Here is a 25207-nt window from a genome sequence, read left to right as displayed (position 1 = left end):
GAATCGCAGCAACAAAAACGCCCGGCAAGCCGGGCGTTTTTGTTGATGATCCGAAGCGAATCAGATCAGGGATTCATTTGCTGCAGGTTGAGGATCGTCCCCAAAACCGCCTGCAGGATCGATGCGGTCCCATTGTTGTTGTAGTCGCCAAGGTAGTTATTGCTGTAATTGCCGTACTGGCTACGTGATCCGTAGCCATCGTTGTAGCCTCGCTGGAAGCCCTCGCGGAAGTAATGGTTGTACTCCTCGCGATCGACGTAGTAGTTGTCGTAGCCGTAGTTGGCATCCTGATAGGCGTAGGAACTCCGGTAATTGCTGTTCGAGCGGTCAGAGCGATCGGCATGGCCTGCGCGCAGGCCCTCCTGGTAGCCATAGTTCACTGCCTGCCTGAGTAAATCCGCTCCGTATTGGTTGGTCGTGTAATTGCGGCCACCAAAGGAGTACCGGTAGGTATTTGGCGAAGAGAAGTACGGATTGTTGTTGTAGTCGTAGCGCTGGTTGTTCAGCCTGGTCTGCTGCGCGTTGAGACGCTGGTAGTACGTCTGCTGATAGCGGTACTGGGCATTACGCTTACCCTGCTGCAACTGCCGCAAATGCTGCTGATCGAGTTCGCGCGCACGTTTCTGGTACTGGACATTGGCCTGCATCCGAGTGCGCTGCTGTTCAATGCGATTGCGCTGGTCGCGATCGGAGATCCGCTGATGATCGTCCTGTCGGTGATCCTTGCGTGCATCCTGCAGTTGTTTCTGGCGCTGTTCGGCGTTCTTGTCGCGCTGCTGATTCGCACGATGCTCCTGTTGTTTTGCGAGGACATCGCGCTGTTCGGCTACACGAGACTGTGCATGCTGGAATCGATCCGCTTGCTTGTCCGCTTTTTCCTTCTTGCCTTTGTCTGCCTTGTTTTTTTCCTTGTCTTTGTGGCCGTTCTTTTTGGCATCCGACTGGTTTTCGTGACGATGATCCTGCTCCGCTCCGGTCGGCTGGCTTGCTGACGCGGGCGCGATCATGCTGGTTGCAAGCACCGCGCTAATCATGGCGGCAAGCACGGTGTGGTTGCGAAGGGACATATTCATGTGATTTTCCTGTGGGTTGCGCGAAGTCGCTTCGCGTTGAATGACACCACGGTGCTGAAACCGATTGAACGGCGCCAAGACCTGTGTATTCAACCTGTTTGCATAAAACAGGCATTCCAGCGACAACGTTCTGGAATGAAGTCAACGAATCTAAGTTAGCAAACCGGAAACCAGCCGGGCGTGAAGCCATCGCGACGGCAAATGCCCATATTCAGCTTCGGGGCGAGGGGAATGGAAAAGCAGAAATTCCGTCGGGATTTTTGTCCCGGTGATGAGAGTGGTTGGTGAATGTGTTTCGCTTGAACTGAAGTCGTTCAAAGCCCCGTTGCCGTAATCCCCCTCCGTTTGCTCCGACCCGCCATCACGTGCAGTTTCGCAAGCACATGCAACGATTCCAGCATGAGTCATCAATGGCGCAACAAGGCGCCATCCACCGATGCATCAAGGGAGACCAAAGTCATGACCAAGCATCCGCAAGACCATCCGCCGTCCAGCCAGGCACGGCAGCCGCGGCGCATCATCGATGACACCGGATCAAACGATTTCGACCGCGAGCAAGTGGATATTCCGATTGATGATCCAGGCGATGCCCAGCGTTCATCGAAGTCCGAACCGGACGGTGATGGCGAGGAAGGCCCACTGAATCCTGGAAGTGGATACCCCCCCAATCCGGATCTAGGCCTGTAGAAAAATTCTATTGGGTGATTGGCCGAAAAGCATTTCCGCGCAAAGGGGCGCGGAGGTAATCAAGTTCGATCAACCACCTCCACTCCCTTCTTTGACAGGGTGCATTTCAGCAACCCGGTCCTCCGCTGGTTGTGACTTCTCCCCGGCGCCAGACAGGCGCCCGGCGCTTGCCTTGGTCAATGGCTTTTCGGGTGAAATACCCGGCCATTGCCAGTGCAGCCAACAGGGCCACGATCGATGCCTCGGCGCCGAACTCTCCGCCGCTCAGGATCGCCGGTCCAGCGGTGGTTGAATCGAGCAAGCCGCAGACCTCGAAGCCCGAAACCCGGATGCCCACGTAGCAATGGTCCAGAGGCAAGCGTGTCGGTGAGTGACGAAAGCGGGGCAGAGCAGCGTCAATCCGGGGAATCGGCGACGAAGAGCGGCAGTGGGATGGAAGTCGCTCAGGGACTTCCGTTTCAGTGCTTGCACGCTATTGCAGCTACGCTTGCGGAGTGAAGGTACCCGCGAATTCCCCCGCAAGGAGCCAGCCATGAATAGCCCAGCCCACGAACCCGTGCCACTGCGCATCGACTTTGTGTCCGACATCGTTTGTCCGTGGTGCGCAATTGGCCTGGCGGCGCTGGAGCAGGCATTGCAGCACGTCGCCGGCGAGGTGCAAGCCGAGATTCATTTCCAGCCATTCGAATTGAACCCGCAGATGCTTGCCGAAGGCGAAGACATCACCGAGCACCTGCAGAAGAAATACGGACTGTCAGAAGCGCAGCTGGCCGAAAACCAGGAGCGCATTCGCGCGCGCGGTGCGGAGCTTGGTTTCACCTTCGGCATGGGTGCACGCACGCGTACTTACAACACCTTCGATGCGCACCGCTTGTTGCATTGGGCCGGGCTGGAAGGTGAGGGCAAGCAGGCGGCGCTGAAGCATGCACTACTGCGCGCGTACTTCACCGATGGCAGGAATGTGTCCAACCACGCCACCTTGCTCGACATCGCGGAATCGGTTGGCCTGCCTGCCGAACGTGCGCAGACGATCCTGGCCTCGGATGAATTCGCTGCCGACGTGCGTGCGGACGAGGATCGCTACCAGCGCAACGGCATCAGTGCCGTGCCGGCGGTGATCATCAACCGGCGCCACCTGATTTCCGGCGGGCAACCGGTCGAAGTGTTCGAGCGCGCGTTGCGGCAGATCGTGCAATCCGGCGACGCGTAATAATTGACATAAGTTCGTCCACGCCAGGCAGTGCAATGACCCATGTCGCCGTCCTCACGCCCGATCCAACGGATGCCTCGCATGGCGAGCTGTGGCCCAAGGTGCTGGCGCGCCTGCAGCATGCCCTCGACGGCGTTGGCATCACCACAGTGCCGACGCCATGGACCGAGCACGTCGATGATGCCAGTGGTCTGCAGGATTACGCGCGGGTGTTGCCGCTGCTCACCTGGGGTTATCACTTTGATCACGCGCGCTGGTTGCGTGCCTGTCGCACTTGGGAACAAGCCGGCCTGCGTTTGGCAAATCCTGCGCAGGTGCTGGCATGGAATTCGGACAAGCGTTACCTGGGCTGGTTGGCCGAACGCGGCATCGCGATTCCTCCCACCACCTGGAGCGACCGGGTCACCCGCGAACAGCTCGATGCCATGTTCGATGTCACCGGTGCGGATGAGTTGATCCTCAAGCCGTCGGTGTCTGGCGGTGCATGGAAGACGCGACGGTTGCGCCGCCCCGACGCCATCGACGCACTGCGCGACGGCACCACCATGCTGTTGCAGCCGTACCTGCCCAGCATTGAAACCCGGGGTGAGACCTCGCTGCTGTTCTTCGGCGGACGCCTGAGCCATGTGGTGAACAAGCGGCCGGTCGTGGGCGAGTTCCGGGTGCAGGAAGAGTTCGGCGGGTTGTATCGCTTGTTGAACGTGCCGCCCGAGGGTGCGCTTGCATTGGCCGAACAGGTGCTGGCGGCAATCGAGGCGCCATTGCTGTATGCGCGCATCGACATGGTGCCGGATGCCGATGGTCGCTGGTTGCTGATGGAAGCCGAATTGATCGAACCCGATTTCTACCTGGGCATGGATCCGCGCCAGGGTGCCGGCTTCGCGCAGGCACTTCGTGAAGCGCTCACGCCTTGAGCTTGTATCCCGTCCTGAAGATCCACCATACCGCACCAAGGCACAGCAGCAGGAAGCCCACAGTGGCTGCAGCGCTGACTACGACGTTGACGTCGGAGATCCCGTAGAAGCTCCAGCGGAACCCGCTGATCAGATACACCACCGGGTTGAACAGGGTGATCTTCTGCCACACCGGCGGCAGCATGCTGATGGAATAGAATGCGCCGCCCAGGAAGGTCAGCGGGGTGACGATCATCAACGGCACCACCTGCAGTTTCTGGAAATCGTCCGCCCACAGTCCGATGATGAAACCGAACAGACTGAAGCTCACTGCAGTCAGCAGCAGGAAACACAGCATCCAGAATGGATGCGCGATTTCATAGGGCACGAACAGTCGGGCGGTAATCAGGATCAATATTCCCAGCATCACTGACTTGGTCGCGGCAGCTCCCACATAGCCAATCACGATTTCCAGCGACGACACCGGCGCCGACAGCAGCTCGTAGATGGTACCGGCCCACTTCGGCATGTAGATGCCGAACGAGGCGTTGGAGATGCTTTCGTTGAGCAGCGACAGCATTAGCAGGCCGGGGATGATGAAGGCGCCGTAGCTGACCCCATCGACATCGCCCATGCGTGAACCGATAGCCGCGCCGAACACCACGAAGTAGAGCGACGTCGACAGCACCGGCGAGGCAATCGATTGGGTAAGTGTGCGGAAGGTGCGGGACATCTCGAAACGGTAGATCGCCTTGATGCCGTGAATGTTCATGCGCTCATCTCCGGCGTCGCATCGGCAGGCTTGTCGTGCAGCAGGCCGATGAAAATATCTTCCAGCGAGCTTTCGCTGGAATGCAGATCCTTGAAACCGATGCCCTCATCGCCCAGCCGTCGCAACAACGTGGCGATGCCAGTGCGCTCGGCTTGCGTATCGAAGGTGTAGACCAGCGCATTGCCTTCGTCTGCGAGTTCCAGTGGTTCGCCGGCAAGCGACTCGGGAATACGTTCCAGCGGCGCCTGCAATTGCAGGGTCAGCTGCTTTTTGCCGAGCTTGCGCATCAGCACGTCTTTGTCCTCGACCACCACCAGCTCACCTTTGCGGATCACGCCGATGCGGTCGGCCATCTCTTCGGCTTCCTCGATGTAATGTGTGGTCAAGATGATGGTGACGCCGCTCTCGCGAAGCTCGCGCACCATCTGCCACATGTCGCGACGCAGTTCGACGTCGACGCCGGCGGTGGGTTCGTCCAGGAACAAAATCCTTGGTTCGTGCGACAGCGCCTTGGCGATCAGCACGCGCCGCTTCATGCCGCCAGACAGGGCCATGATCTTGCTGTCGCGCTTATCCCACAGCGACAGCGCACGCAGGACCTTTTCCAGATGCGCCGGATCCGGCGGCCGCCCGAACAGGCCGCGGCTGAAACGCACCGTAGCCCAGACGGTCTCGAATGCGTCGGTCGATAGTTCCTGTGGAACCAATCCAATCTTCATGCGGGCGGCGCGCGACTCGCGGACGATGTCGTGGCCATCCGCGAGCACCGTGCCAACGGTCGGATTGACGATGCCGCAGACAATACTGATCAGGGTGGTCTTGCCCGCACCATTCGGTCCGAGTAATGCGAAAATCTCGCCGCGACGGATATCCAGATTGATATCTTTCAGCGCCTGGAAGCCGGACTTGTAGGTCTTGCCCAAGCTGCGGATCGAGACGATGGGAGTGGTGTCTTGCAGCATCGGACCAACCTCGCGGGAGCAACCCATTGGCAATTGCGCATCCTACCGTTCCGGTGATCGCTGCAGATGCGCGATACTCCATCATCACATCCAGCGGAGCCGTCCATGGAATCCAACCAGCAGCCAGGTCATCGGCTTCAGATGACGCTACCCGCACTGATTGCCGTGCTGCTGGTTGCACCAGCGCATGCGCAGCAGACCGACGATGCCAGGCTCATCGCCGAGCGCAACCGCATCGAACAGGAATTGCAGCAGGTCGCAGTCGTTGATCGCAAGGTCATGGTGCCGATGCGCGACGGCACGCGCATGGCGGCGGACATCTATCGACCCAAGGACGCCAAGGGCAAGGTGCCGGTGATCTTTTCGCGCACGCCTTACAACTTCAACTTCTGGGATGTGAAGTTGGGTGCGCCGCGCGACATGAGCAAAGAGCTCGATGCGGTCAAGCGCGGTTACGCGCTGGTTGAAATGAACGAGCGTGGCCATTTCTTCTCGGAAGGCCATTACGAAATCCTCGGCGCGCCGATCACCGACGGCAGCGATGCGGTCCGCTGGATGGCGTCGCAGTCATGGGCCAACGGCAAGGTCGGCACCACCGGCTGTTCCTCTACCGCCGAGTGGCAGATGGCAGTGGTCGCTGAGGGCGACCCGCAGTTGACGACGTTCAACGTGCAAGGGTATGGCGCCGGCGTGGGCAAGGTTGGTCCGTATTACGAACAAGGCAACTGGTATCGCGGCGGCGCGATGCAGATGCTGTTCCTGGCTTGGCTGTATGGGGAGCAGAACCAGGTGCGGCCGATGTTCGCACCCGCCACTTCGCAGGCAGACCTGATCCAGGCATCGAAACTGTTTGACCTTGCCCCGCAAATGCCGCCGGTGGATTGGGACAAGGCGTTCTGGCACCTGCCGGTCAATGACATCCTGCGTTCGGTAGGCGCGCCCACTGGCATTGGAGCCAATGCGATGCCGACGCCGAGCGGCGGCAACATGATTGCGCGCACGCCCAACGATCCGGCGTGGTACCGGGGCGGGCTGTGGCACGAGACGATGCAGATCAACAAACCTGGATTGTGGTTCGTCAGTTGGTACGACGTCTCGGTGTCGCCCAATCTGGCTGCCTACAACCATGTGCGTGCGACCGCAGCGAAGGCGATTGCCGACCAGCAATACCTGGTGATCTCGCCCTCGCTGCATTGCAGATACACGCGTGATGGCGAGAACACCATGATCGGCGACCTAAGCGTGGGTGACGCACGCTTTGACTACAACAATCTGGTCTACGGCTGGTTCGACCACTTCCTCAAGGGTGAAGACAACCACGTGCTGGAGAAGCAGCCCAAGGTCATGTACTACGCCATGGGTGAGAACCATTGGAAGCAGTCTGAAACCTGGCCGCCGAAAGGCGCGACTCAGCGCACGCTGTACCTGAGCAGCGAAGGCAAAGCGAACACGCTGTATGGCGATGGCAAGTTGGTCGATACCGCCGATAGCAAAGATCAGCCCGACAACTTTCTTTACGACCCGGCCAATCCTGTGCCGACCTTCGGCGGCGGTGGTTGCTGCCAGGGCAATGCGGTTAAGTTCGGCGCCTACGACCAGAGCGCGCATGAAACCCGCAACGACATCCTGGTCTACGACAGCACGCCATTCACCCAGGACGTTGAAGTCAGCGGCCCGATTGGAGTGACCCTGTACGTCTCGTCCGATGCCAAGGACACCGATTTCACCTTCAAGGTGATCGACGTGCACCCGGACGGCAAGGCCTACAACATCACCGAGAATATCCAGCGCATGCGCTACCGCGACGGTTTCGACAAGCCGCTGGCATGGATGGCGCCTGGCCAGGTTTACAAGGTCACGTTCCAGCCGATCGATACCAGCAACGTATTCAAGGCCGGGCATAAGCTGCGCATTGCGGTTTCCAGCAGCAACTTCCCGCGCTTCGACCGCAACCTCAACACCGGCGGCAACAATTACGACGAAGCCAAGGGTGTGGTGGCCCACAACACAATTCACCATGATGCCGACTATCCGTCGCAGGTCACCCTGACCATCGTTCCGGGTGGCGGCAAGCCGGCAAACATCAAAACAGGTCGTTGAGTTTCATGCGTAATCCCCTGCAAGACCAATTGCTGAAGGCGGGGCTTGCCAAAAAAGGCAAGCTCGCCCAGGTCGTGCGCGAACAGACCAAGCAGCGCCATGCCAAAGGCGTGCAGGCGACCGATGCCGACAAGGTGGATACCGCGCAGTTGCATGCCGAACGTGTCGAGCGTGATCGGCAAATCGCAGCCGAGCGCAATGCGCAGGCCAGGCAGCGCGAGCTGCAGGCGCAGGTGCGACAGATCATCGACATGCACAAGCTGCCGGATACTGGCGAGATTCCCTATGCATTCGACGACGCCGGCCGCATCAAGCGCATCCATGTTGATGCCGCGCAGCGCACACTGCTGACGAAAGGCGCGTTGGTGGTTGCGCGCCATGGCGATGGATACGTGCTTTTGCCGCGCGCTGCCGCGGACAAAGTGCTTGAACGTGACCCAGCCGGCATCGCGCTGGATCATCGATCCCGTAATGCTGGCGAAACGACATCGCAAGTCGATTCGAACGATGACGATGCGTTCTATGCCAGATTCAAAGTGCCGGACGATCTGGTCTGGTAACGGCGGAGCCTCCATGCGCAGCACGTCGACCATGACCATTGACGGATTTTTCCGGTGCGTGTTCTAAGATCCTTGCTTTTCCCCATGCCGGAGTTGCGCCATGTCCCTGCGTCCATTGCCCCTCGCAATCTCCCTTGCCATCGCCACCGCGATTGCCCTGACCGGCGGCCTGGTGGCTTGCCAGCCGAAGACCGCCGCCGCGCCGGACGCGAGCGCTGACACGGCGCCTGCGCTGGAATCAAACAGCGATATCGCCGCCAAGGTGGCGTCCTATGCGCAGGTAGAACTCAAGGTCGACCTTTCCAAGCTTCCGGAAGGTGACCGCCAGGCCATCGTGTTGCTGCTGCAGGCCGGACAGATCATGGACGGCCTGTTCTGGAAGCAGGTCTATGGCGACAAGGACGCACTGCTGGCGAAGATCAGTGATCCCGCCACGCGCCGCTTCGCCGAGATCAATTACGGCCCGTGGGACCGGCTGGATGGCGACAAGCCCTTCATCGCAGGCGTTGGCCCGCGTCCACCGGGTGCACGTTTCTATCCGGCCGACATGACCAAGGCCGAGTTCGACGCCGCCAACCTGCCGGGCAAGGACGGCCAGTACTCGCTGATCGAACGCGACGACGCCGGCAAGCTCAAGGTCGTGCCGTATCACGTGGCCTACAAGGCCGAACTTGAACAGGTCGCCGGCCTGCTGCGGCAGGCGTCCAAGGTCGCCAGCGACAAGGGCTTCCGCGATTACCTGAACCTGCGCGCGAACGCGCTGCTCAGCGACGACTACCAACCCAGCGACATGGCATGGATGGACATGAAGTCCAGCCCGATCGATGTGGTGATCGGACCGATCGAGAACTACCAGGATGCGCTGTACGGCACGCGTTCCGCGTTCGAAACCTTCGTGCTGGTCAAGGATGTCGAGTGGAGCGAGCGATTGGCCAAATTCGCCAAGCAATTGCCAGCGCTGCAGCGCGGCCTGCCAGTGGATGCGAAGTACAAAGCCGAGATGCCCGGCACCGACGCCGACCTCAATGCCTATGACGCGATCTATTATGGCGGTGATGCCAATTCCGGCGCAAAGACCATCGCCATCAACCTGCCCAATGACGAAGAGGTGCAACTGGCCAAGGGTTCGCGCCGGCTGCAGCTGAAGAATGTGATGCAGGCGAAGTTCGACACGATCCTGGAACCCATCGCCGATGAACTGATTGCCAGCGACCAGCGTGCGCATATCAGCTTTGACGCGTTCTTCCAGAACGTGATGTTCCATGAAGTTGCGCATGGCCTGGGCATCAAGAACACGCTGGACCGCAAGGGCACGGTGCGCGAGGCACTGACCGACCTGGCCGGTGGATACGAAGAAGGCAAGGCCGACATCCTGGGCCTGTACATGATCGGCAAACTCGGCCAGATGGGCGAGCTGGACGCCACCAAGCTGGACGACAATTACGTGACGTTCCTGGCCGGCATCTTCCGTTCGGTGCGCTTCGGCGCCAGCGATGCGCACGGCCGCGCCAACATGGTCGCGTTCAATTTCCTGCAGGAGCATGGCGCGTTTTCCCGTGATGAAGCCAGCGGTACATATCGCGTGGACTTCGACAAGATGAAGACCGGCGTGGATGCGCTGTCGGCGAACATCCTCACCCTGCAGGGCGATGGCGACCACGCCGGCGCACAGGTCATGCTGGACAAGTACGGCAAGGTTGGTCCGCAACTGCAGGGCGACCTGGACCGCATCGCGAAGAAGAACATTCCGGTCGATATCGTGTTCAAGCAGGGTCGCGAGGTGTTGGGGCTCTGATCGCGTTGGTTATCCCATGAGCACGCCTGCCGACTCACGTCCAATCCCGCCCGAGAAACCGCTGCCGATGGATTGCTGCGACAGCGGCTGTGCGCGCTGCGTGTTGGATATCTACGAGGATGAGCTGGAGCATTACCAGACGGCGCTGGCGGCTTGGGAAGCGCGCCAGCACGACCCCGACGAATGAGCCGTCATTGAATTGCAGTCAGTCTGCCGTGTGGCTGCCGGTGCATAGCGCACGTTTCTGTGCCGGCGATAGCTGCTTGATTGCATGTTCGGCGCGGCTCGCCGTCGCGCGGTCGGGATGCTCGAAGCGGGCCAGTATCCGCAGCGGCGGGTATGAGCGGGTGTAGCGCGCACCCTTGCCGGCGACGTGCTGTGCGTAACGGCGTTCGACGTCGGTGGTGATGCCCGTATACAGGCTGCCACCACGACATTCGAGCAGATAGACGTACCAGTTGGACATGCCGCGAGTGTAACGATGCGTACCAGTTTATCTCGCGGGTCGAACGCAATTCAGTCCGGCAATACCTTGCCCGGGTTGAGTAGGCCATCGGGATCGAATGCCTGCTTGACCGCGCGCATCGTCGCCAATGTGGGGCCATCGAAGGCATCGGCCATGTAGGCACGCTTGGCGGTGCCGATGCCGTGTTCGCCGGATAGGGTGCCGCCCAGCGAGAGGGTCAGTGCGAACAGTCGTGGCAAGGCGGCATGCGCACGTTCGTTCTCACTGGCGTCATCCGGATCGAACAGGATGTTGGCGTGCACGTTGCCATTGCCGGCATGGCCGAAGGCGACGATCGGCAACGCGAATTCGCGTGACAAACCTTCAATCCCACGCACCAGTTCCGGAAGCCGTGAAACCGGCACCACAACGTCTTCGTTGATCTTGCCGGGTGCAATGCTGCGCAATGCAGGTGACAGCGCCTTGCGTGCTTCCCAGAGTGCAGTGCTGGCCTCGGGGTCGGACGCGCTGTCGAGCACGAGCAAGCCATCGCCAGTGGCTGCACGCTGCAGTGCGGCGAGTGCATGCGGCAGGCTGTCGACATCGCCGTCGGCTTCGATCATCAGCAGCGCGCCTGCGTCCGGCAGGTCGGCGCCGCCAACATCACGGGCAAGCCGAATACAGGCGGCATCCATGAATTCCAGCATCGACGGCGCGATCGGCTGCGCCATGATTCGCGCCACTGCCGATGCCGCACTGCCGACATCGGCATACAGCACGCGCAGGCTGGCACGATGTGGTGGCAGCGGCGCAAGTTTCAGGGTTGCCTCGACAATCAGCGCCAGCGTGCCTTCGCTGCCGACCAGCAGATGGGTGAGGTCGTAGCCGGTGGCATCCTTGGTGGTGGCGCTGCCGACCGTGATCAACTCGCCGCGGCCGGTGACTGCGACCAGGCCGAGGATGTTGTCGCGGCTGGTGCCATATTTCACTGCGTGCGGACCGCCGGCATTGCAGGCCAGGTTGCCACCGATGGTGCATTGCCCGGCGCTGGCCGGATCCGGTGGCCAGAACAGGCCATGCGGCGCGAGCGCGGCCTGCAGGTCGGCATTGATCACGCCGGGTTCGACCACTGCATAACGATCTTCGGCATGGATCGCCACGATGCACTGCATGCGTTCGAACGACATCACGATGCCGCCCGAGTACGGGATCACTGCGCCGGTGCTGCTGGTGCCGGTGCCACGCGCGACGATCGCAACGCGATGTTCGCGGCAAAGATTGACCAGCATCTGGACCTGGTCGCGATTGATCGGAAACGCCACACCATCGGCGGGTGCGCAGCACTTTGAACTGTCGCTTCCATAGTCGCGGCAGGTGTCGCTGTCGGTGCGCCAGCCATCGCCCAACAGGTCCGTGAGCGCAGCATCGAACGCATTGGGCAAGTGTGAGGTCATGACTGCGATTTTAAATCGCCAAAGATCAACAGCCTTGATCTGGGGCAAGCAGACAGGCGACACAAGTTTCAGTCATGCCCGGCCAGGCCGCATGGCATTTGCATCAAGGCGAAGGTCAGTCCGCGACCTTGTGCAGCGCCGAACCCTTGTGCATCGCGACGTGGTCGGTCTTGTCGCTCTTGATCTCGTATTGTGGATCATCCTGCGAGCAGTGCCGGGTATAGCCCTTGTACTGGGTATCGGACGTGTGGACCTTGGTGATGTGGCCGCTGACATGGCCGGCCTCCGAATTCCAGCGGACGTGTTCGCCGACCTTGAATGCGTGGCTCATGACAGTGTTCCTTCTTCGTCTGGGTTTGGGTTCGGGGGATAGATGGGTTGTGCGTCGATGACACATGCGCCCTTGGTGAGGGTTGCGACCTCGACCTTGCTGGCGCTCATGATGTGCAACACGCGGATGCCGTCGGCGAGCAGGTAATCGCTGATGATCCGGCGATGGCAGCGCCACCAGACGGCCTCGGCGCACATCACTGCGCAGGCCTGCTGCTTCGCGCGTTGCTCAAGTGCCTGCAGGCCTGCATGGAATTCTTTCGTGTGTGCGTAAGCGGCATAACGGCGGAAGCTGGGATTGGTCCAGAACGGTGCGTCGTCATCGTCCAGCTTCGGGATTTCTGACGCGCGACGCCGTCCGGCAAGTGCGAGCAGGTGCCAGTACTCGATGCCGGCATCGGCCAACGAGCGTTGCAGGGCGTCGGCGTTGTACTGCGGATAGGCGCGCGATCCCGGCAGGCGGCGCACATCGACCACGCACTGGATGGACGCTGCCTGCAGCAGGCCGATGAATTCATCCAGTGGCCGCGTCGAGTGGCCGATGGTATGGATCGTGGTGGGACCATTGCCCATGTCAGGATTGTCGTTGGTGGCTTGCTAAGGTGATGTCATTTCGCGATGACGGCATCCTGCCATCGCGCCCGTATGATCGGCAGATCGTTCAATGGACACGCCGATGGCATCGCCGAATCGTCCCGCCATTCCGCGCACCGTCTGGGCGCTTGGCATGGTCAGCCTGTTCACCGACATGGGCTCCGAAATGGTGCACAGCCTGTTGCCGATTTTGTTGGCTACCGGGCTTGGCGCCAGTGCGCTGACGATTGGTTTGATCGAAGGTAGCGCGGAAGCGCTGGTGCTGGTGACCAAGATGTTCTCGGGATACCTGAGCGATGCGCTGGGCAAGCGCAAGCCGCTGGTGTTGCTGGGCTATGGGTTGGCGACCGCAGTCAAGCCGCTGTTCCCGCTGGCGACATCGATTGCCGCGATCACCACCGCACGCCTGCTGGACCGTTTCGGCAAGGGCATCCGTGGTGCACCGCGCGATGCGTTGATTGCCGATGTGACGCCGGTCGAAATTCGCGGTGCCGCGTTCGGATTGCGCCAGTCGATGGATACAGTGGGTGCGGTGCTGGGCCCGTTATTGGCGGTCGCATTGTTGTGGCTCTGGCACGACAACATCCGCATGGTGCTGTGGGTCGCGGTATTGCCCGGCCTGGTGGCGGTCATGCTGCTGGCGACGCTGGTGAAGGAACCGGCGGACGTTGTCAGGCGCACCGCACGCCTGCCGATTACACGTGAAGGACTGTCACGCCTTGGCAGATCGTTCTGGCGACTGGTCGCACTTGGCGCACTGATCGCGCTGGCCCGTTTCAGCGAGGCCTTCCTGGTCCTGCGTGCTTCCGAGCGCGGGCTGGAACTCACCTGGGTACCACTGGTACTGGTGGTAATGAGCATTGTCTACACGCTCAGCGCCTATCCGGCCGGCATCTTGAGTGATCGGATCGCGCGGGTGCGCGTGCTGGCACTCGGCATGTTGATGTTGGTGTTTGCCGATGTCGCATTGGCGTCCGCCCATGACTGGCGACTGGTATTCGTCGGGATCGTGCTATGGGGGTTGCACATGGGACTGACACAGGGTGTGTTGGCATCGATGATCACCGACCGCGTACCTGCTGAATATCGCGGCACCGCATTCGGCATGTTCAATCTCGCTTCTGGGTTGGCCCTGTTGGTCGCCAGCGGCGGTGCGGGCTTGTTGTGGGATCAGGTCTCGCCGGCTGCGACGTTCTGGGCAGGTGCCGGCATTGCACTGGCGGGCGTCCTCGCGTGCATGTCGATGCGGGGCGAGTCCGCAACCGCGCTCGCTACAAGAGGTTGACCCGGAACTTGCGGCCCTTGATCTTGCCGGCGCGAAGGCGCTCCAGCGCGTGTTTGGCGTGGGTGCGTGCAATCGCGACATAGCTGCGCGTCGCGTAGACGTCTATCTTGCCGATCGTGTCCTTGGGCAAGCCAGCATCGCCCGTGAGCGCGCCGACGATGTCGCCGGGGCGCAGCTTGTCGGTACGGCCGGCATCGATGCGCAGGGTAGTCATCTTTGCCTGTGGCGCGTTGGTGGGCTTGCCCTCCAGCGGTACGATGCGTTCAAAGCGGATCGGCTTGCCTTGGCCGCTTTCGAGCAAGCGCGCCTCGATCAGGCTTGCGCGGTTTCGCTCTGATGGCGCGACCAGACTCAGTGCGAGGCCGTCACGTCCGGCGCGTCCGGTGCGGCCGATGCGATGCAGATAGGTGTCGGCATCGGTCGGCAGTTCGTAGTTCACGACGGCGCCGATGTCGTCGATATCCAGTCCACGTGCGGCCACATCGCTGGCGACCAGCACGTTGCAGCTGCGGTTGGCGAAGCGCACCAGTACCTCGTCGCGGTCGCGCTGTTCCATCTCGCCATGCAGCGCGAGCGCGGTGAAGCCGTAGTGCGCCAGCGACCCGACCACTTCCTCGGTGTCGCGGCGCATGTTGCAGAACACCACCGTGGATTCGGGTTTGAACTGCAGCAGCAGCGATGCCAGCAAGGGCGCGCGGCGAGCGGGATCTGTCTCGAAGAAGCGTTCCTCGATGCTTGCCGGCTTGGCGCCGCCGTCGATGCTGACTTCCAGCGCATCACGCAGCATCGCGTTGCCTAGCGTGCGGATCGCATCCGGGAAGGTGGCCGAGAACAGCAACGATTGCCGGTCCTTCGGCGTGCGCTTGACCAGCGCACGGATGGATTCCTCGAAACCCATGTCGAGCATGCGGTCGGCTTCGTCCAGCACCAGCGTGTGGATCCCGCGCAGTTGCAATGCGTCTTTCTGTACCAGTTCCAGCACGCGGCCGGGCGTGCCGACCACCACATGTGGCGCATGGGTCAGTGAGGCCAGCTGCGGCCCGAGTGGAATGCCGCCGCACAGCACCGACAGCTTGAGATTGGGGATGCCGGTGGCGAGTTTGCGCAGGTGTTTGCCGACCTGGTCGGCCAGTTCGCGGGTCGGGCACAGCACCAGCGCCTGGGTGCCGCCGGTGGTCGCGTCGATCTTTCCCAGCAGGCCCAGCCCGAACGCCGCGGTCTTGCCGCTGCCGGTCGGCGCCTGCGCGATCACGTCGCGACCTTCCAGGATCGCCGGCAATGCCTGCGCCTGGATCGGCGTCATCTGGGTGTAGCCCAGCGCATCCAGCCCTGGCAGCAGGGTGGGGTCGAGGGCAAGCGAGGCGAACGGGATGGCGGAAGTCATCGCCCATGATCGCAGCTGTGCGTGATGGATGTGCGCGCCATGCGCGAACCTTGCGCGAATTGGTTGGGATCGCTGCGCGTAAACTGACCCGCCAACCTGCGAAGACCACGATGACCCAGCCCACGCCCAAGCATGCCCGCTACCACCAGCGCGGCCCGGTACCGCAGGACGTGATCGCGGCCGAGGCCTTCGAACTGCCCGTGCTGGAGGCCGGCCAGGCCTTGATCGAAGTGGTCGCCGCATCGATCAATCCGTCCGACGTGCTGACCCTGACCGGCGATTACGGGATGCTGCCGCCATTGCCCGCGGTGGGTGGCAACGAGGGTGTGGGCCGCGTGCTCGAAGTGGCTGCGGATGTATCGCGGCTGGCGCCCGGCCAGCTGGTGCTGTTGCCGATCGGCAGCGGTACCTGGACGACACATCTCATTGCCGATGCCGCGCAACTGCGGCCACTCCCGGCCGGTGCCGATCCGCGCCAGCTGGCGATGTTGACCGTCAATCCGCCGACCGCGTCACTGCTGCTCAGCGAGTTCGCCGAGCTCAAGCAGGGCGACTGGGTGCTGCAGAACGCGGCCAACTCGGCAGTGGGCGGTTATCTGGTTCAACTGGCCAAGGCGCGCGGACTGCGTACGGTCAACGTGGTGCGTCGCGAAACGGCCTGCGAGGCTGTGCGCGAACTTGGTGGTGATGTGGTGCTGGTCGATGGCGATGACTTGGCGAAGCGTGTGAAGGACGCCACCGGCGGCGCGAAGATCGCGCTGGGCATCGATGCAGTCGGCGGACTGGCCACCGAGCGGCTGGCACAGGCCGTGGCATCAGGCGGACTGATCATCAATTACGGTGCGATGAGTGGTGAGCCGTGTGCGATCTCGCCGGGGTCGCTGATCTTCCGCGGAATCCGCTTGCATGGATTCTGGTTGGCCCACTGGTACAAGACCTCGACCCCGGAGGCGCGCGCCGCATTGTTCGGCGAACTTGTTCGCCTGATCGCCACCGGTGCGCTGCACGCACGCATCCAGGCGACCTACACGCTTGACCAGATCAAGGACGCGATTGCGGCTGCGGCATCCGGCGAGCGTGACGGCAAGATCGTGTTGCTGCCGAACGGCGATCCCGGCGCGCATTGATTGCATGGCCTGTTTGAGCTGGTATTGCGCATGACGCAACAAATCATGGCCACGCCGGTGACGCGCAAGCGCTGCCTGCTTGCCTGCATCGCAATGCTGGCACTGGGCGGTCTGGTGCTGACCAGTTGCGCGCCAAAGCGAACGCCGGAAGAGGTGCGCGCGGAATTGTTGCGCAAGCTGCCGGTGTCGCTGGCCGACCGCGGCGGTTGGACGCGCGATATCCAGGCGGCGTTCGCCGCGCAGGATCTTGAACCCAGCAGCGAAAACCTGTGTGCTGCACTGGCTGTAGTCGAACAGGAATCGACCTATCACGTTGATCCAGCGGTGCCCGGGCTTGCCGGCATCGCGCGCCGGGAAATTGATCGTCGGGCTGCAGCGTTGCATGTGCCGCAGATGGTGGTCGAAGCGGCGCTCAAGCTGCGTTCGCCGGATAGCCGCACGTTCGCCGAACGCATCGCCGCCTTGCGTACCGAGCAGCAGCTGTCGGCGCTATTCGAGGAGCTGGCCGATCGCGTCCCAATGGGCCAGCGCCTGTTCGGGCGCTTCAACCCGATCCATACTGGCGGGCCGATGCAGGTGCGCATCGACTTCGCTGCACGCCATGCGCGTGGCTATCCGTATCCGATCGACGGCTCGATCCGGCGTGAAGTGTTCAGCCGTCGCGGCGGCTTGTACTTCGGCATCAAACATCTGCTTGGGTATCCGGTCGATTACCCGGCGATGCGCTATCGCTTTGCCGACTTCAACGCTGGCAGGTATGCCAGCCGCAATGCCGCATTCCAACGCGCTGCCGGGATTGCAACGGGCATGCGGTTGATCGGCGATGGCGACCTGCTCAAGCCCGGCGCACCTATAGACGCACCCGGCGGGACCGAACGTGCGCTGCGCAGCATCAGCGGGCGGCTAGGCATGGATGCGGCAGCGATTCGCGCCGACCTGCAGCGCGGCGACGAAGCCGGTTTCGCCAATACGACGCTTTACCGGCAGGTGTTCGCGATTGCCGATGCCAAGGGCAACGGCAAACCCGTCCCGCGTGCGTCGCTGCCGCAGATCGAACTCGTGAGCCCGAAGATCACCCGCAAGCTGACGACTGCATGGTTTGCAGGTCGGGTCGAGGCGCGCTGGAAGGCTTGCATGGCGCGTTGAAGCGCGCGCAAGGAATCAGCGGTTGATTTCGAACACCGGGGTGAATCCGCCATAGATCATGCGCGCGCCGTCGAACGGCATCGGACAGTTCTCCGGGCTGAAGCGCGGGTCCTTCATGGCAGCGTCCATGCCGGCATCGCGCGTGGGCTTGTCTGGCCACTCGATCCACGAGAACACCACGCTCTCGTCCTCCGTGGCCGCAACCGCGCGGAAGAAGTCGGTCTGTTTGCCATGCGCCACGTCATCGCCCCAACATTCCACGATGCGATTGGCACCAAATTCCATGAACAGCGAATCCATGGTGCGCGCATGCTCGATGAAAGCGTCCTTGTTGGCATTGGGTACCGCGATCACGAAACCGTCGATATAAGCCATGTCGAACTCCTGTTGAAGGGGAATGGGTTGGCGTGAATGCATTGGCATCCACATCCTATGCGACGACCGGGCAGGGGTCACTTCGACACTCTTGCAGGAAACATCCAACGTTCCGCACCTGTCGGGCTATGCGTCGCGTAGATCGCTGTTTATCGCAGGTTGTATGCCCACGCCCGCCCGCGCACTAGACTTGGACGATCCCCACAGCGGTCCAGTTGATGTCATTTCGTTGGATTCCACTTGCCCTGTGCCTGGTGGCGAGTGCCTGCACGCAACAGCCTGCCGCGCCCCAGACCAGCGCCAACGCCGGCAACAGCGAGCCGGCGGCCGCGGTACAGCGCAAGCCACAACCCGGCATCGACTGGTCGCCGACGCGCCTGGAAGCGGGCGATGCATGGATCGATTGCGGCTCCGACTATCGCGCTGGCGATGGCCAGCCGTTGCTGTCGCTGGCCTACATCGACCTGCGCCAGTCCTTGCAGGATTGCCGGTCGACCGGCCTGCTGCGACTGCGCTACGACGGCAAGATCACAATGAGTTTTGCCGCACTGGCCGAGCGCGTGGGACGCATTGCCGGCGATCTCGGCATTGGCAAGCGCATCCTCGATATCAGGTCAGCCGGCGGCAGCGTGGAAGCGGCGATCCGCGCCGGCGATGCGATCGGCGAGAACGACTGGACCATCTGGGTGCGCAGCGATTCGGTCTGCCACAGCGCCTGCGTGCTGCTGCTGGCCGCCGGCGACATGCGCGTGATCGCAGGGCCCGTGGGCATCCACCGGATGGTACGAGTGGGCTCTTCGGCGACATCGCGCAAGGAACTGGGCGAGGAGCTGCGCCGGGTCAGCGAGGAACTGCGCAATTACCTGGAGCGCAATGGTGCGTCGGCCGAGGTCTACGACCTGATGACCACCGTGCCGAACCGCACCCTGCATGTATTGAGCGACGACGAACTTGACCGCTACGGCCTGTCCGGCGCGAATGCGGTGGAGGACGATCTCAACCGGATCCGCCTTGCGCGTCGCTGCGGTAGTGATTTCGTGCGCCGCCGCGATGCGTTCCGCCATGCCTACAGCCGCCAGTGCACCCAGGACGTACCTGGCGAAAACCAGGACGTAGTCGACATGAATACCTGTGGCCTGGCATTGCGCGAGCGTTTCGGCTTCCCTGATGCGCGTTGCCCCAACGACAGCCCGATGGCCGAACTGGATGGCGCGATCCTGGCGATGCCGCATATCCCGGAGAACGAGGGCGAAGGGCTGGCGAGCGGCGAGCCAGTGTCTTCGACCAATGCTCCCGCCCCGCCTGTCGCATCCGAGCCAACCATGTCGCCTAAATTGCCTGATTCGCAGGTCGTGCAGGAAGCCCCGGTACCTGCCGATGCGGATGACGCCAAGCGCTGACGTCATCTCTGCGGCGATGGCCGCTCAATCCAGCTCGAAGCGCTGTACTTCCTGCAGTTGCGCCATTGCCTTGCGCAGACTGCCGCCGGTCAGGCTGTCGTCCATCTTGCGGCCGAACTCTGCACGTTCCGGGCGGCGCGCCCAGCGGTGGAACCACCAGGTGCCAACCAGCCCCGCCGCACCGATGCCAAGAGCGCCCCAGACCAGCGATGGTGCCTTCGCCAGCAGATCGACATCGCCCAGCCCGACCAGCACCATCAGGATCACCATCCACAGGAACCACCAGGGCAATCCGGCGACCATGCCGCTGCGCACGTAGAGCGTGCGGGTTCGCGCCAGTTGCTTCTGGATTTCGACGACCGGCGCAGCATGGTCGATCTTGGCGAGCTGGCCCAACACCACGCCGGCGCCGATGATCGTCAGTACGCCATAGGCATGCAGCACCACACCGGCCACGATCACCGATGCAAACTCCGGCTTGCTCATCCACAGCAAGGCGGCAAGCGCGATGCTGGGAATGCCGATGAGCAGGATCTGCATGACCTGGCCCCAGAACAGCGGGCGCAGGCTGCTGCGGGTCTTGGCCAGTGTGCGTTCGCGCAGCTCGTGCAACTTCAGCGAGTTGTTGAGCTGCAGTCGCTGGTCGAGGGTTTGCCAGGCGGATTTGAAGTCGTCGAGTTCCATTGTGATGTCCATGCCTTGTTTGTCCGGAGCGTTCTCAGAGTTCGTTGCGGATGCGTTGTTTCAGGCGTCCGATCTTGGTGGAGACATTGCTTTCGCTGATGCCGAGGATGTCGGCGATCTCGCTTTGGTTACGTTCTTCCAGGTAAAGCAGCAGCAGCGCGCGATCCAGCGGTTCTTGCCGAGCGATGAATTGCTGCAGCAGGCGTAGGTGCTGTTCGGTTTCGGGGTCGGCGGCGTTGCCATCAGCGATGTCGTGCAGGTCGTCGTCCAGCGGGATCGCGTCGTGCCGCAGGCGCACGCTGTTACTGCGCACGTGGGAAATCGCCACGTTCAGCGCGATGCGGTACATCCAGGTCGTGACGTTGCGTGTGGAATCGTACTTGGGCCATGCGCGCCACAGCTGCGCGGCGATTTCCTGCGCCAGGTCGGCGCGGTCGTCATTGCCGCGTGCATAGGTATTGGCGACCTTGAACACGATTCCTGCATGGCGCTGCAGCAGCTCGCTGAACGTGCGATGGGACTCGCTTGCGTTCATGCCAGCGGTCGCGGCGATGTTGGTGGAATAGTCCATTTGGTGCGTGTGGCCATGGTTGCGGGCGTGTTCTTGTCGCCCCTCAACCACATGATTCGCGGCAGGGCCGGGAATCTCACACGCATCGAAGGAAAATCATTTCCTGGCTCAGCGACCACCACCGCCACCGCCACCGCCACCACCGCCCGAGGAACCGCCGCCGCCGGAGCCCGAGGAACTGCCGGGCGGTGAGGACGAGGACGCGATCTGCGAACTCAGGCTGTTGCCGACCGCCTTGCTCAGGCTGCCCAGGCTGTCGATGCCGCCGCCTCGATACCAGGCGATGCCTGCGGTTGCTGCGGCCGCAGCAGCAGCGCCCACGGCAAGGGTGAACTTGGCGGTCCAGGCATCTTCGACTTCCAGCGCGACCGCATAGGGCAACAGTAATTCATAGCGCTTGGCATCCAGCATCGGCGGGCGCGCGCTGGCGCCCGCGACATCTGCGCCTGCGTCTTCGGGGCCGGGCATGCTGGCCAGTTCATCGCGCTCGGCCACGACCAGGTAGCGCTTGAGGCCCTCGATCTCATCGAGCATCTTGCGCCCTTCGGGCGTGGGTGCGCGTACAAGCTTTCCGAACATGATCAACCCCAGCACCATCACCACCAGTACTGCAATGATTGCAGGCAAGCCGCTGCCGGCGGCCACCACAAACGACGCGATGGCCGTCAACACAAAGATGAGTGACGCCAAACCCACGCTGCCGCCGTTGAGCTTGAACATCTTGCCGTCGTACAGCGCTGCCAGTGCCTTGCTGTGCCCGGATTGCGCCGCCTGCATGGTGCTGGCATTGGTGTTCGTCAGCACCAACGGGCTGCCCTTCGCGAAGATCTTTTCGAGCAGCACGCGCTCTGGTTGCAGCAGGCTTTCAACGTCGGGCCCGGGCTCGCGGACCAGCGTCCATTCGTCCTTGAGGAAAGCCTTTTCGCGCTCGATGCGCAGGAACCCGGCAACCGCCAGCGCCAGCACGTCGGCGGAGAAACAGCGGTTGTCATGCCCCATGCGTTTGATGAAGCGCAGTGCCGCTGGCGAATAGCCCTGCGGCGGGTCGTAGCGTGCAATCACGATGCCGGGGTTCGGGTCGCGACCGATCGCGTTCCAGCGGCGCAGGCAGAACGCCAGCATCAGCAAGAGACCAGCCAGCGCGACCAGCAGGCCGCGGTTGTCCTTGAGCAACCACATGCCGCGTTGCGTGCGGCTGGGTTCGGGCACCAGCCCCTTCGGGAAACTCAGGACGATGGTCAGCCCTTCATGTGGCGCCAGCGGCCGGGTCAGTTGCCAGTGCGCCTGTCCGGGCGCCGGCACGCTGGCGGTGTAGTCCTGGCCCTTGTTGCCTTCCGGGCCGGTATAGCCTTCGGCCTTCAATTGATCGACCTGCACCGGTTGCGGCAGGCGCAGGTCGACACTGCCGGCTTCGATTGCGAAGTCCCAGCCCAGTCCGATCGCGTTCCAGTAGAGCTCGTCATGGTCGGCGAAGAACCCGAGCTGACGCGTGGTGCGGTAGTGCAGGGTGTAGATGTATTCGGCCGGCACCGGCAGCAAGTCGTCGTTGCCGGTATTGATGCGCACGCCATTGGACTGCTGTTCGGTGAACCACGGTTCGGTCTTGCCGTCACGCAGGACGTCGAGCACCTGCAAGTCGACCACTACGTTATTGCCGTAGCGATCCTTGTAACGGGTCGGAAAATCACGGTAGATGCCGCGACGGATATTGGTGCCCTCGGCGTGCACCTTGATCTGTTCGTGCACGCTCAGGCTGCCGTCGCTATTAACCTGCAACTGGCTGTCGTAACTCAGGATGCGTTCCTGCGCGAGGGCAGGCATGGCAGGCAGCAGCAGTGCTGCAGTGAAGAAGAACGCGAAGGCGTACGCAAATAATCTGTTCATGGCTGCAGGTCCAGTTTGACCGCGGCACGGCTGTCGGCCTCGGCCTGGAAGAACGCGACATCAGCGAAGCCGCCCATCTTCGCGACCAGCAGGTCGGGAAAGCGCTGCATGCCGTCGTTGTAGTCACGCACCGCGCCGTTGTAGAAACGCCGCGCGTACTGCAGTTGTTCCTCGACCTTGACCAGTTCGCCTTGCAACTGGGCGAAATTCTGGTTGGCTTTCAGGTCCGGATACGATTCTTTCAGCGCGATCAGGCGACCAAGCGCATGTTCCAGCGAGGCTTCCACTTCGCCGATCTGACCGGGTTGCTTGAGCCCCATCGCCTGGCTGCGCAGTTCAGTGACCGCTTGCAGGGTGGCTGCTTCATGCCCGGCATAGGCCTGCACGACCTTCACCAGTTGCGGCACCAAATCGTGCCGACGCTGCAGTTGCACGTCGATGTCGGCCCAGGCGGTGCGCGATTGGTTGCGCAGGCGGATCAGTCGGTTGTAGGCAAACACGCCCCAGGCCAGCAATGCGCTAATTGCAATCAGTACCAACATCAGCATCGGGCAGTCTCCGTAAACGGCATGCATCGATGGTAAACGCTGGAACCGCTGTGCGCAGGCCGGCCATCAGGACGGCCCGGCAGGCTTGCTTAAACTGGAGCGACGACTTCGATCTCGATATCACCGATGCGCACGCGCTGACCGGCGCGGATCTTGGCGGTCTTGCGCAATTCCTGCATGCCATCGACGCTGACATCGCCGCTGGCCACCAGCATCTTGCCGGCACCGCCGCTGTCGCACAGGCCTACCAGTTTCAGCAGCTGGTTGAGTTCGACGAACTCATGTTCAAGCGGGAACTCGATATGTTGCATGTCGGCTTCGATATGACGATGGCGTGGCAGCGAATGTACCCGATGCCACGCCATTGCAGTCTCTCGTGAAAAAATCATGGCGCCAAACCACCCACGCCGATCCGCTCGAAAACTCAGCTACCTTTGTACATCTGCGGGTACAGCTGCTTCAGGTGCACGAGTTTCGGCGCATCGTTGTAGACGATGTAAGGCTCGTTCGGATGCAGGCTCAGGTAATCCTGGTGGTAAGCCTCGGCCGGATAGAACGCCTTGAGTGGCTCGACCTTGGTCACGATGGGCGCGTCGAACGCTTTCGACGCGGTCAGCTGGGCGATGTAGGCATTGGCGAGCTTTTGCTGCTCGGCACTGGCGGCGAACACTTCCGAGCGATATTGGGTGCCGACATCCGGCGCTTGCCGGTTAAGCTGGGTCGGATCGTGCGCGACCGAGAAATACACCTTCAGCAATTGCCCGTAGCTGATCAGCTTCGGGTCGTAGACAACCCGCACCGATTCGGCATGGCCGGTCTGGCCCGTTCCGACAACCTGGTAATGCGCCGTCATCGCGCTTCCACCGGAGTAGCCGGAGACGACATCCTTCACGCCCTTGACGTGCTCGAACACAGCCTCAAGGCCCCAGAAGCAGCCGCCAGCGAATACGGCGACCTGGTCCTTGCCTGCTGCCAGCGGCGCATCCAGCTTCGCGTTGGGCAGGGCGACCGGATTGCTGCGTGCGCCGGCCAGGCTGCAGGCGCCCACAAGGGCGACCAATGCAACGGCGAGCGTGGAACGACGGACGATGTTCATGTGGATTCCTCGATGAGCTGTTTTTATGGGATATCTGATGGAGTGCTTGGTGACACGCTTGTGTATCTCGGCGTCTGCTCAGGCAGCGGTGAAGCGCAGTGAGGCCGAATTCATGCAGTAGCGCAGGCCGGTCGGGCGTGGGCCGTCGTTGAACACATGGCCCAGGTGCGCCTCACAGCGGGTGCAACGGATCTCGGTGCGGACCATGCCAAGCGTGCGGTCGCTGTCCTCGATCACGTTTTCCTTGGCGATCGGTTGCCAGTAACTGGGCCAGCCGGTGCCGGATTCGAACTTGGTTGCTGAATCGAAGAGGGCGGTATTGCAGCACAGGCAACGGAATACGCCCTTGGCATGTTCATTCAGCAGCGGACCGGTGAATGGGCGTTCGGTCGCGGCATGCCGGGCGACCTGGTAGGAAAGGGGCGGCAACTGCTGCTTCCAGGCGGCATCAGTCTTGATCAGGCGATCAACGCTCAGCGTGCGCAGGCGCTTGCCGGCATTGGAAAACTCGACGACGGTGACCTTGCCCGGGGTGGTCTTGATGGGTATGCCTGCGGCTTCGCTGCTGCGGCTGCAGCCCAGCGCCAGGCCGGCGGCCGCCAGAGAACAAGTGGAGAGGAACGAGCGGCGTGAAAACGCGGTGTTGGCGGTATCAACGGCTGATTTGAAGATGTCCATGTCAATTGATTCGTCTGGGGGCATGCAATGGTTACGTTGCGGGTGCCGACGTGGATGCGTCGTGAGCCGATCAGATGCCTGACCATTCATCGGCGGGACGGGTTGCATGGCGTTGCACGCACGGGTCGACGCCGTTGCGGGCGTATGCTCGCTT

General features: G+C 62.0%; 28 protein-coding genes. 11 read left to right on the top strand and 17 right to left on the bottom strand.

The features are described 5' to 3' along the window. Positions 1-65: 65 nt before the first annotated feature. Complete coding sequence (locus tag PSV05_RS12530; RefSeq protein ID WP_300065699.1) at positions 66-1073, bottom strand: hypothetical protein; 1008 nt, start codon at positions 1071-1073, stop codon at positions 66-68. Positions 1074-1472: 399 nt separating this feature from the next. On the opposite strand from PSV05_RS12530, the gene PSV05_RS12525 reads away from it, so the two are divergent. Continuing rightward, positions 1473-1760 carry a hypothetical protein gene (locus tag PSV05_RS12525; protein ID WP_300065698.1) on the top strand — a complete coding sequence of 96 codons (288 nt, stop codon included), beginning with the start codon at positions 1473-1475 and terminating at the stop codon, positions 1758-1760. Positions 1761-1866: 106 nt separating this feature from the next. On the opposite strand, the gene PSV05_RS12520 is transcribed toward PSV05_RS12525, so the two are convergent. Further along, positions 1867-2097 carry a hypothetical protein gene (locus PSV05_RS12520; RefSeq protein WP_300065697.1) on the bottom strand — a complete coding sequence of 77 codons (231 nt, stop codon included), beginning with the start codon at positions 2095-2097 and terminating at the stop codon, positions 1867-1869. Between the two features lie 195 nt (positions 2098-2292). Here PSV05_RS12520 and PSV05_RS12515 point away from each other — a divergent pair, with 195 nt between their 5' ends. Further along, positions 2293-2970, top strand: a complete 678-nt coding sequence (locus PSV05_RS12515; protein WP_300065696.1) for a DsbA family oxidoreductase — start codon at positions 2293-2295, stop codon at positions 2968-2970. Between the two features lie 35 nt (positions 2971-3005). Continuing rightward, a complete protein-coding gene (locus PSV05_RS12510) occupies positions 3006-3884 on the top strand; it encodes a hypothetical protein (protein WP_300065695.1) in 879 nt (292 codons plus the stop codon). Here the strand turns inward: PSV05_RS12510 and PSV05_RS12505 are convergent. Both PSV05_RS12505 and PSV05_RS12500 read right to left on the bottom strand, forming a co-directional pair. Beyond that, positions 3874-4635, bottom strand: a complete 762-nt coding sequence (locus PSV05_RS12505) for an ABC transporter permease (protein ID WP_300065694.1) — start codon at positions 4633-4635, stop codon at positions 3874-3876. The genes PSV05_RS12510 and PSV05_RS12505 overlap by 11 nt on opposite strands. Continuing rightward, positions 4632-5597: an ABC transporter ATP-binding protein gene (locus tag PSV05_RS12500; RefSeq protein ID WP_300065693.1), complete on the bottom strand. Its 966-nt coding sequence runs from the start codon at positions 5595-5597 to the stop codon at positions 4632-4634. Before PSV05_RS12500 ends, PSV05_RS12505 begins: the two co-directional genes overlap by 4 nt. 105 nt (positions 5598-5702) lie before the next feature. On the opposite strand from PSV05_RS12500, the gene PSV05_RS12495 reads away from it, so the two are divergent. From PSV05_RS12495 to PSV05_RS12480, 4 genes are all read left to right on the top strand, one after another. Next, positions 5703-7697: a CocE/NonD family hydrolase gene (locus PSV05_RS12495; protein ID WP_300065692.1), complete on the top strand. Its 1995-nt coding sequence runs from the start codon at positions 5703-5705 to the stop codon at positions 7695-7697. 5 nt (positions 7698-7702) lie between these two features. After that, complete coding sequence (locus PSV05_RS12490) at positions 7703-8257, top strand: DUF2058 domain-containing protein (protein WP_300065691.1); 555 nt, start codon at positions 7703-7705, stop codon at positions 8255-8257. Positions 8258-8357: 100 nt separating this feature from the next. Further along, positions 8358-10052 (top strand): Zn-dependent hydrolase, encoded by a 1695-nt coding sequence (locus PSV05_RS12485; protein WP_300065690.1) that lies wholly within the window; start codon positions 8358-8360, stop codon positions 10050-10052. Positions 10053-10068: 16 nt separating this feature from the next. Further along, complete coding sequence (locus PSV05_RS12480) at positions 10069-10239, top strand: oxidoreductase-like domain-containing protein (RefSeq protein ID WP_300065689.1); 171 nt, start codon at positions 10069-10071, stop codon at positions 10237-10239. A gap of 18 nt (positions 10240-10257) precedes the next feature. Here PSV05_RS12480 and PSV05_RS12475 read toward each other — a convergent pair whose 3' ends face one another. The 4 genes from PSV05_RS12475 to PSV05_RS12460 form a co-directional block, all read right to left on the bottom strand. After that, a complete protein-coding gene (locus tag PSV05_RS12475) occupies positions 10258-10518 on the bottom strand; it encodes a GIY-YIG nuclease family protein (protein ID WP_300065688.1) in 261 nt (86 codons plus the stop codon). Positions 10519-10568: 50 nt separating this feature from the next. After that, on the bottom strand, positions 10569-11951 hold the full coding sequence (locus PSV05_RS12470; protein WP_300065687.1) for an FAD-linked oxidase C-terminal domain-containing protein: 1383 nt from the start codon (positions 11949-11951) through the stop codon (positions 10569-10571). Positions 11952-12066: 115 nt separating this feature from the next. Further along, entirely contained in the window at positions 12067-12282 is a 216-nt protein-coding gene (locus PSV05_RS12465; protein ID WP_300065686.1) for a DUF2945 domain-containing protein, read from the bottom strand. Beyond that, complete coding sequence (locus tag PSV05_RS12460) at positions 12279-12854, bottom strand: DUF488 domain-containing protein (RefSeq protein ID WP_300065685.1); 576 nt, start codon at positions 12852-12854, stop codon at positions 12279-12281. The genes PSV05_RS12465 and PSV05_RS12460 overlap by 4 nt, the downstream gene beginning before the upstream one ends. 103 nt (positions 12855-12957) lie before the next feature. On the opposite strand from PSV05_RS12460, the gene PSV05_RS12455 reads away from it, so the two are divergent. Further along, a complete protein-coding gene (locus tag PSV05_RS12455) occupies positions 12958-14160 on the top strand; it encodes an MFS transporter (protein WP_300065684.1) in 1203 nt (400 codons plus the stop codon). Here the strand turns inward: PSV05_RS12455 and dbpA are convergent. Beyond that, positions 14147-15544: an ATP-dependent RNA helicase DbpA gene (gene dbpA / locus PSV05_RS12450; RefSeq protein WP_300065683.1), complete on the bottom strand. Its 1398-nt coding sequence runs from the start codon at positions 15542-15544 to the stop codon at positions 14147-14149. The genes PSV05_RS12455 and dbpA overlap by 14 nt on opposite strands. 5 nt (positions 15545-15549) lie before the next feature. Here dbpA and PSV05_RS12445 point away from each other — a divergent pair, with 5 nt between their 5' ends. Beyond that, a complete protein-coding gene (locus tag PSV05_RS12445) occupies positions 15550-16671 on the top strand; it encodes a zinc-dependent alcohol dehydrogenase family protein (RefSeq protein ID WP_300065682.1) in 1122 nt (373 codons plus the stop codon). A gap of 45 nt (positions 16672-16716) precedes the next feature. Continuing rightward, positions 16717-17817, top strand: a complete 1101-nt coding sequence (locus PSV05_RS12440) for a DUF1615 domain-containing protein (protein ID WP_300065743.1) — start codon at positions 16717-16719, stop codon at positions 17815-17817. 15 nt (positions 17818-17832) lie between these two features. On the opposite strand, the gene PSV05_RS12435 is transcribed toward PSV05_RS12440, so the two are convergent. After that, positions 17833-18192, bottom strand: a complete 360-nt coding sequence (locus tag PSV05_RS12435) for a DUF1428 domain-containing protein (protein WP_300065681.1) — start codon at positions 18190-18192, stop codon at positions 17833-17835. Positions 18193-18410: 218 nt separating this feature from the next. Here PSV05_RS12435 and PSV05_RS12430 point away from each other — a divergent pair, with 218 nt between their 5' ends. Beyond that, on the top strand, positions 18411-19592 hold the full coding sequence (locus PSV05_RS12430; RefSeq protein ID WP_300065680.1) for a hypothetical protein: 1182 nt from the start codon (positions 18411-18413) through the stop codon (positions 19590-19592). 24 nt (positions 19593-19616) lie between these two features. On the opposite strand, the gene PSV05_RS12425 is transcribed toward PSV05_RS12430, so the two are convergent. From PSV05_RS12425 to msrB, 7 genes are all read right to left on the bottom strand, one after another. Then, a complete protein-coding gene (locus PSV05_RS12425) occupies positions 19617-20288 on the bottom strand; it encodes a serine/threonine protein kinase (protein ID WP_300065679.1) in 672 nt (223 codons plus the stop codon). Positions 20289-20310: 22 nt separating this feature from the next. Next, a complete protein-coding gene (locus tag PSV05_RS12420) occupies positions 20311-20811 on the bottom strand; it encodes a sigma-70 family RNA polymerase sigma factor (RefSeq protein WP_300065741.1) in 501 nt (166 codons plus the stop codon). 144 nt (positions 20812-20955) lie between these two features. Next, on the bottom strand, positions 20956-22731 hold the full coding sequence (locus PSV05_RS12415) for a DUF2207 domain-containing protein (RefSeq protein WP_300065678.1): 1776 nt from the start codon (positions 22729-22731) through the stop codon (positions 20956-20958). Beyond that, complete coding sequence (locus PSV05_RS12410; protein WP_300065677.1) at positions 22728-23279, bottom strand: LemA family protein; 552 nt, start codon at positions 23277-23279, stop codon at positions 22728-22730. The genes PSV05_RS12415 and PSV05_RS12410 overlap by 4 nt, the downstream gene beginning before the upstream one ends. Before the next feature lie 89 nt (positions 23280-23368). After that, positions 23369-23590 (bottom strand): RNA-binding S4 domain-containing protein, encoded by a 222-nt coding sequence (locus PSV05_RS12405; protein ID WP_300065739.1) that lies wholly within the window; start codon positions 23588-23590, stop codon positions 23369-23371. 113 nt (positions 23591-23703) lie between these two features. Continuing rightward, positions 23704-24369: a peptide-methionine (S)-S-oxide reductase MsrA gene (gene msrA / locus PSV05_RS12400; protein WP_300065737.1), complete on the bottom strand. Its 666-nt coding sequence runs from the start codon at positions 24367-24369 to the stop codon at positions 23704-23706. 84 nt (positions 24370-24453) lie between these two features. Further along, positions 24454-25053 carry a peptide-methionine (R)-S-oxide reductase MsrB gene (gene msrB / locus PSV05_RS12395; protein WP_300065676.1) on the bottom strand — a complete coding sequence of 200 codons (600 nt, stop codon included), beginning with the start codon at positions 25051-25053 and terminating at the stop codon, positions 24454-24456. Between the last annotated feature and the right edge of the window lie 154 nt (positions 25054-25207).

This window comes from Thermomonas sp. (assembly GCF_029945965.1).
Taxonomy (GTDB): Bacteria; Pseudomonadota; Gammaproteobacteria; order Xanthomonadales; family Xanthomonadaceae; genus Thermomonas.
The sequence above is the reverse complement of the archived record's forward strand: the minus strand, read 5'-3'. Positions and strand labels throughout refer to the sequence as shown.

Coding starts and splice junctions, on each gene's coding strand:
- PSV05_RS12445 (WP_300065682.1), top strand. CDS start 15,550: ATGATCGCAGCTGTGCGTGATGGATGTGCGCGCCATGCGCGAACCTTG.
- PSV05_RS12495 (WP_300065692.1), top strand. CDS start 5,703: ATGGAATCCAACCAGCAGCCAGGTCATCGGCTTCAGATGACGCTACCC.
- PSV05_RS12500 (WP_300065693.1), bottom strand. CDS start 5,597: ATGCTGCAAGACACCACTCCCATCGTCTCGATCCGCAGCTTGGGCAAG.
- PSV05_RS12425 (WP_300065679.1), bottom strand. CDS start 20,288: ATGGACATCACAATGGAACTCGACGACTTCAAATCCGCCTGGCAAACC.
- PSV05_RS12405 (WP_300065739.1), bottom strand. CDS start 23,590: ATGCAACATATCGAGTTCCCGCTTGAACATGAGTTCGTCGAACTCAAC.
- PSV05_RS12460 (WP_300065685.1), bottom strand. CDS start 12,854: ATGGGCAATGGTCCCACCACGATCCATACCATCGGCCACTCGACGCGG.
- PSV05_RS12510 (WP_300065695.1), top strand. CDS start 3,006: ATGACCCATGTCGCCGTCCTCACGCCCGATCCAACGGATGCCTCGCAT.
- PSV05_RS12475 (WP_300065688.1), bottom strand. CDS start 10,518: ATGTCCAACTGGTACGTCTATCTGCTCGAATGTCGTGGTGGCAGCCTG.
- PSV05_RS12470 (WP_300065687.1), bottom strand. CDS start 11,951: ATGACCTCACACTTGCCCAATGCGTTCGATGCTGCGCTCACGGACCTG.
- PSV05_RS12420 (WP_300065741.1), bottom strand. CDS start 20,811: ATGAACGCAAGCGAGTCCCATCGCACGTTCAGCGAGCTGCTGCAGCGC.
- PSV05_RS12415 (WP_300065678.1), bottom strand. CDS start 22,731: ATGAACAGATTATTTGCGTACGCCTTCGCGTTCTTCTTCACTGCAGCA.
- msrB (WP_300065676.1), bottom strand. CDS start 25,053: ATGGACATCTTCAAATCAGCCGTTGATACCGCCAACACCGCGTTTTCA.
- PSV05_RS12505 (WP_300065694.1), bottom strand. CDS start 4,635: ATGAACATTCACGGCATCAAGGCGATCTACCGTTTCGAGATGTCCCGC.
- PSV05_RS12465 (WP_300065686.1), bottom strand. CDS start 12,282: ATGAGCCACGCATTCAAGGTCGGCGAACACGTCCGCTGGAATTCGGAG.
- PSV05_RS12490 (WP_300065691.1), top strand. CDS start 7,703: ATGCGTAATCCCCTGCAAGACCAATTGCTGAAGGCGGGGCTTGCCAAA.
- PSV05_RS12485 (WP_300065690.1), top strand. CDS start 8,358: ATGTCCCTGCGTCCATTGCCCCTCGCAATCTCCCTTGCCATCGCCACC.
- PSV05_RS12515 (WP_300065696.1), top strand. CDS start 2,293: ATGAATAGCCCAGCCCACGAACCCGTGCCACTGCGCATCGACTTTGTG.
- PSV05_RS12455 (WP_300065684.1), top strand. CDS start 12,958: ATGGCATCGCCGAATCGTCCCGCCATTCCGCGCACCGTCTGGGCGCTT.
- PSV05_RS12480 (WP_300065689.1), top strand. CDS start 10,069: ATGAGCACGCCTGCCGACTCACGTCCAATCCCGCCCGAGAAACCGCTG.
- PSV05_RS12410 (WP_300065677.1), bottom strand. CDS start 23,279: ATGCTGATGTTGGTACTGATTGCAATTAGCGCATTGCTGGCCTGGGGC.
- PSV05_RS12440 (WP_300065743.1), top strand. CDS start 16,717: ATGGCCACGCCGGTGACGCGCAAGCGCTGCCTGCTTGCCTGCATCGCA.
- PSV05_RS12430 (WP_300065680.1), top strand. CDS start 18,411: ATGTCATTTCGTTGGATTCCACTTGCCCTGTGCCTGGTGGCGAGTGCC.
- PSV05_RS12435 (WP_300065681.1), bottom strand. CDS start 18,192: ATGGCTTATATCGACGGTTTCGTGATCGCGGTACCCAATGCCAACAAG.
- dbpA (WP_300065683.1), bottom strand. CDS start 15,544: ATGACTTCCGCCATCCCGTTCGCCTCGCTTGCCCTCGACCCCACCCTG.
- PSV05_RS12530 (WP_300065699.1), bottom strand. CDS start 1,073: ATGAATATGTCCCTTCGCAACCACACCGTGCTTGCCGCCATGATTAGC.
- PSV05_RS12525 (WP_300065698.1), top strand. CDS start 1,473: ATGAGTCATCAATGGCGCAACAAGGCGCCATCCACCGATGCATCAAGG.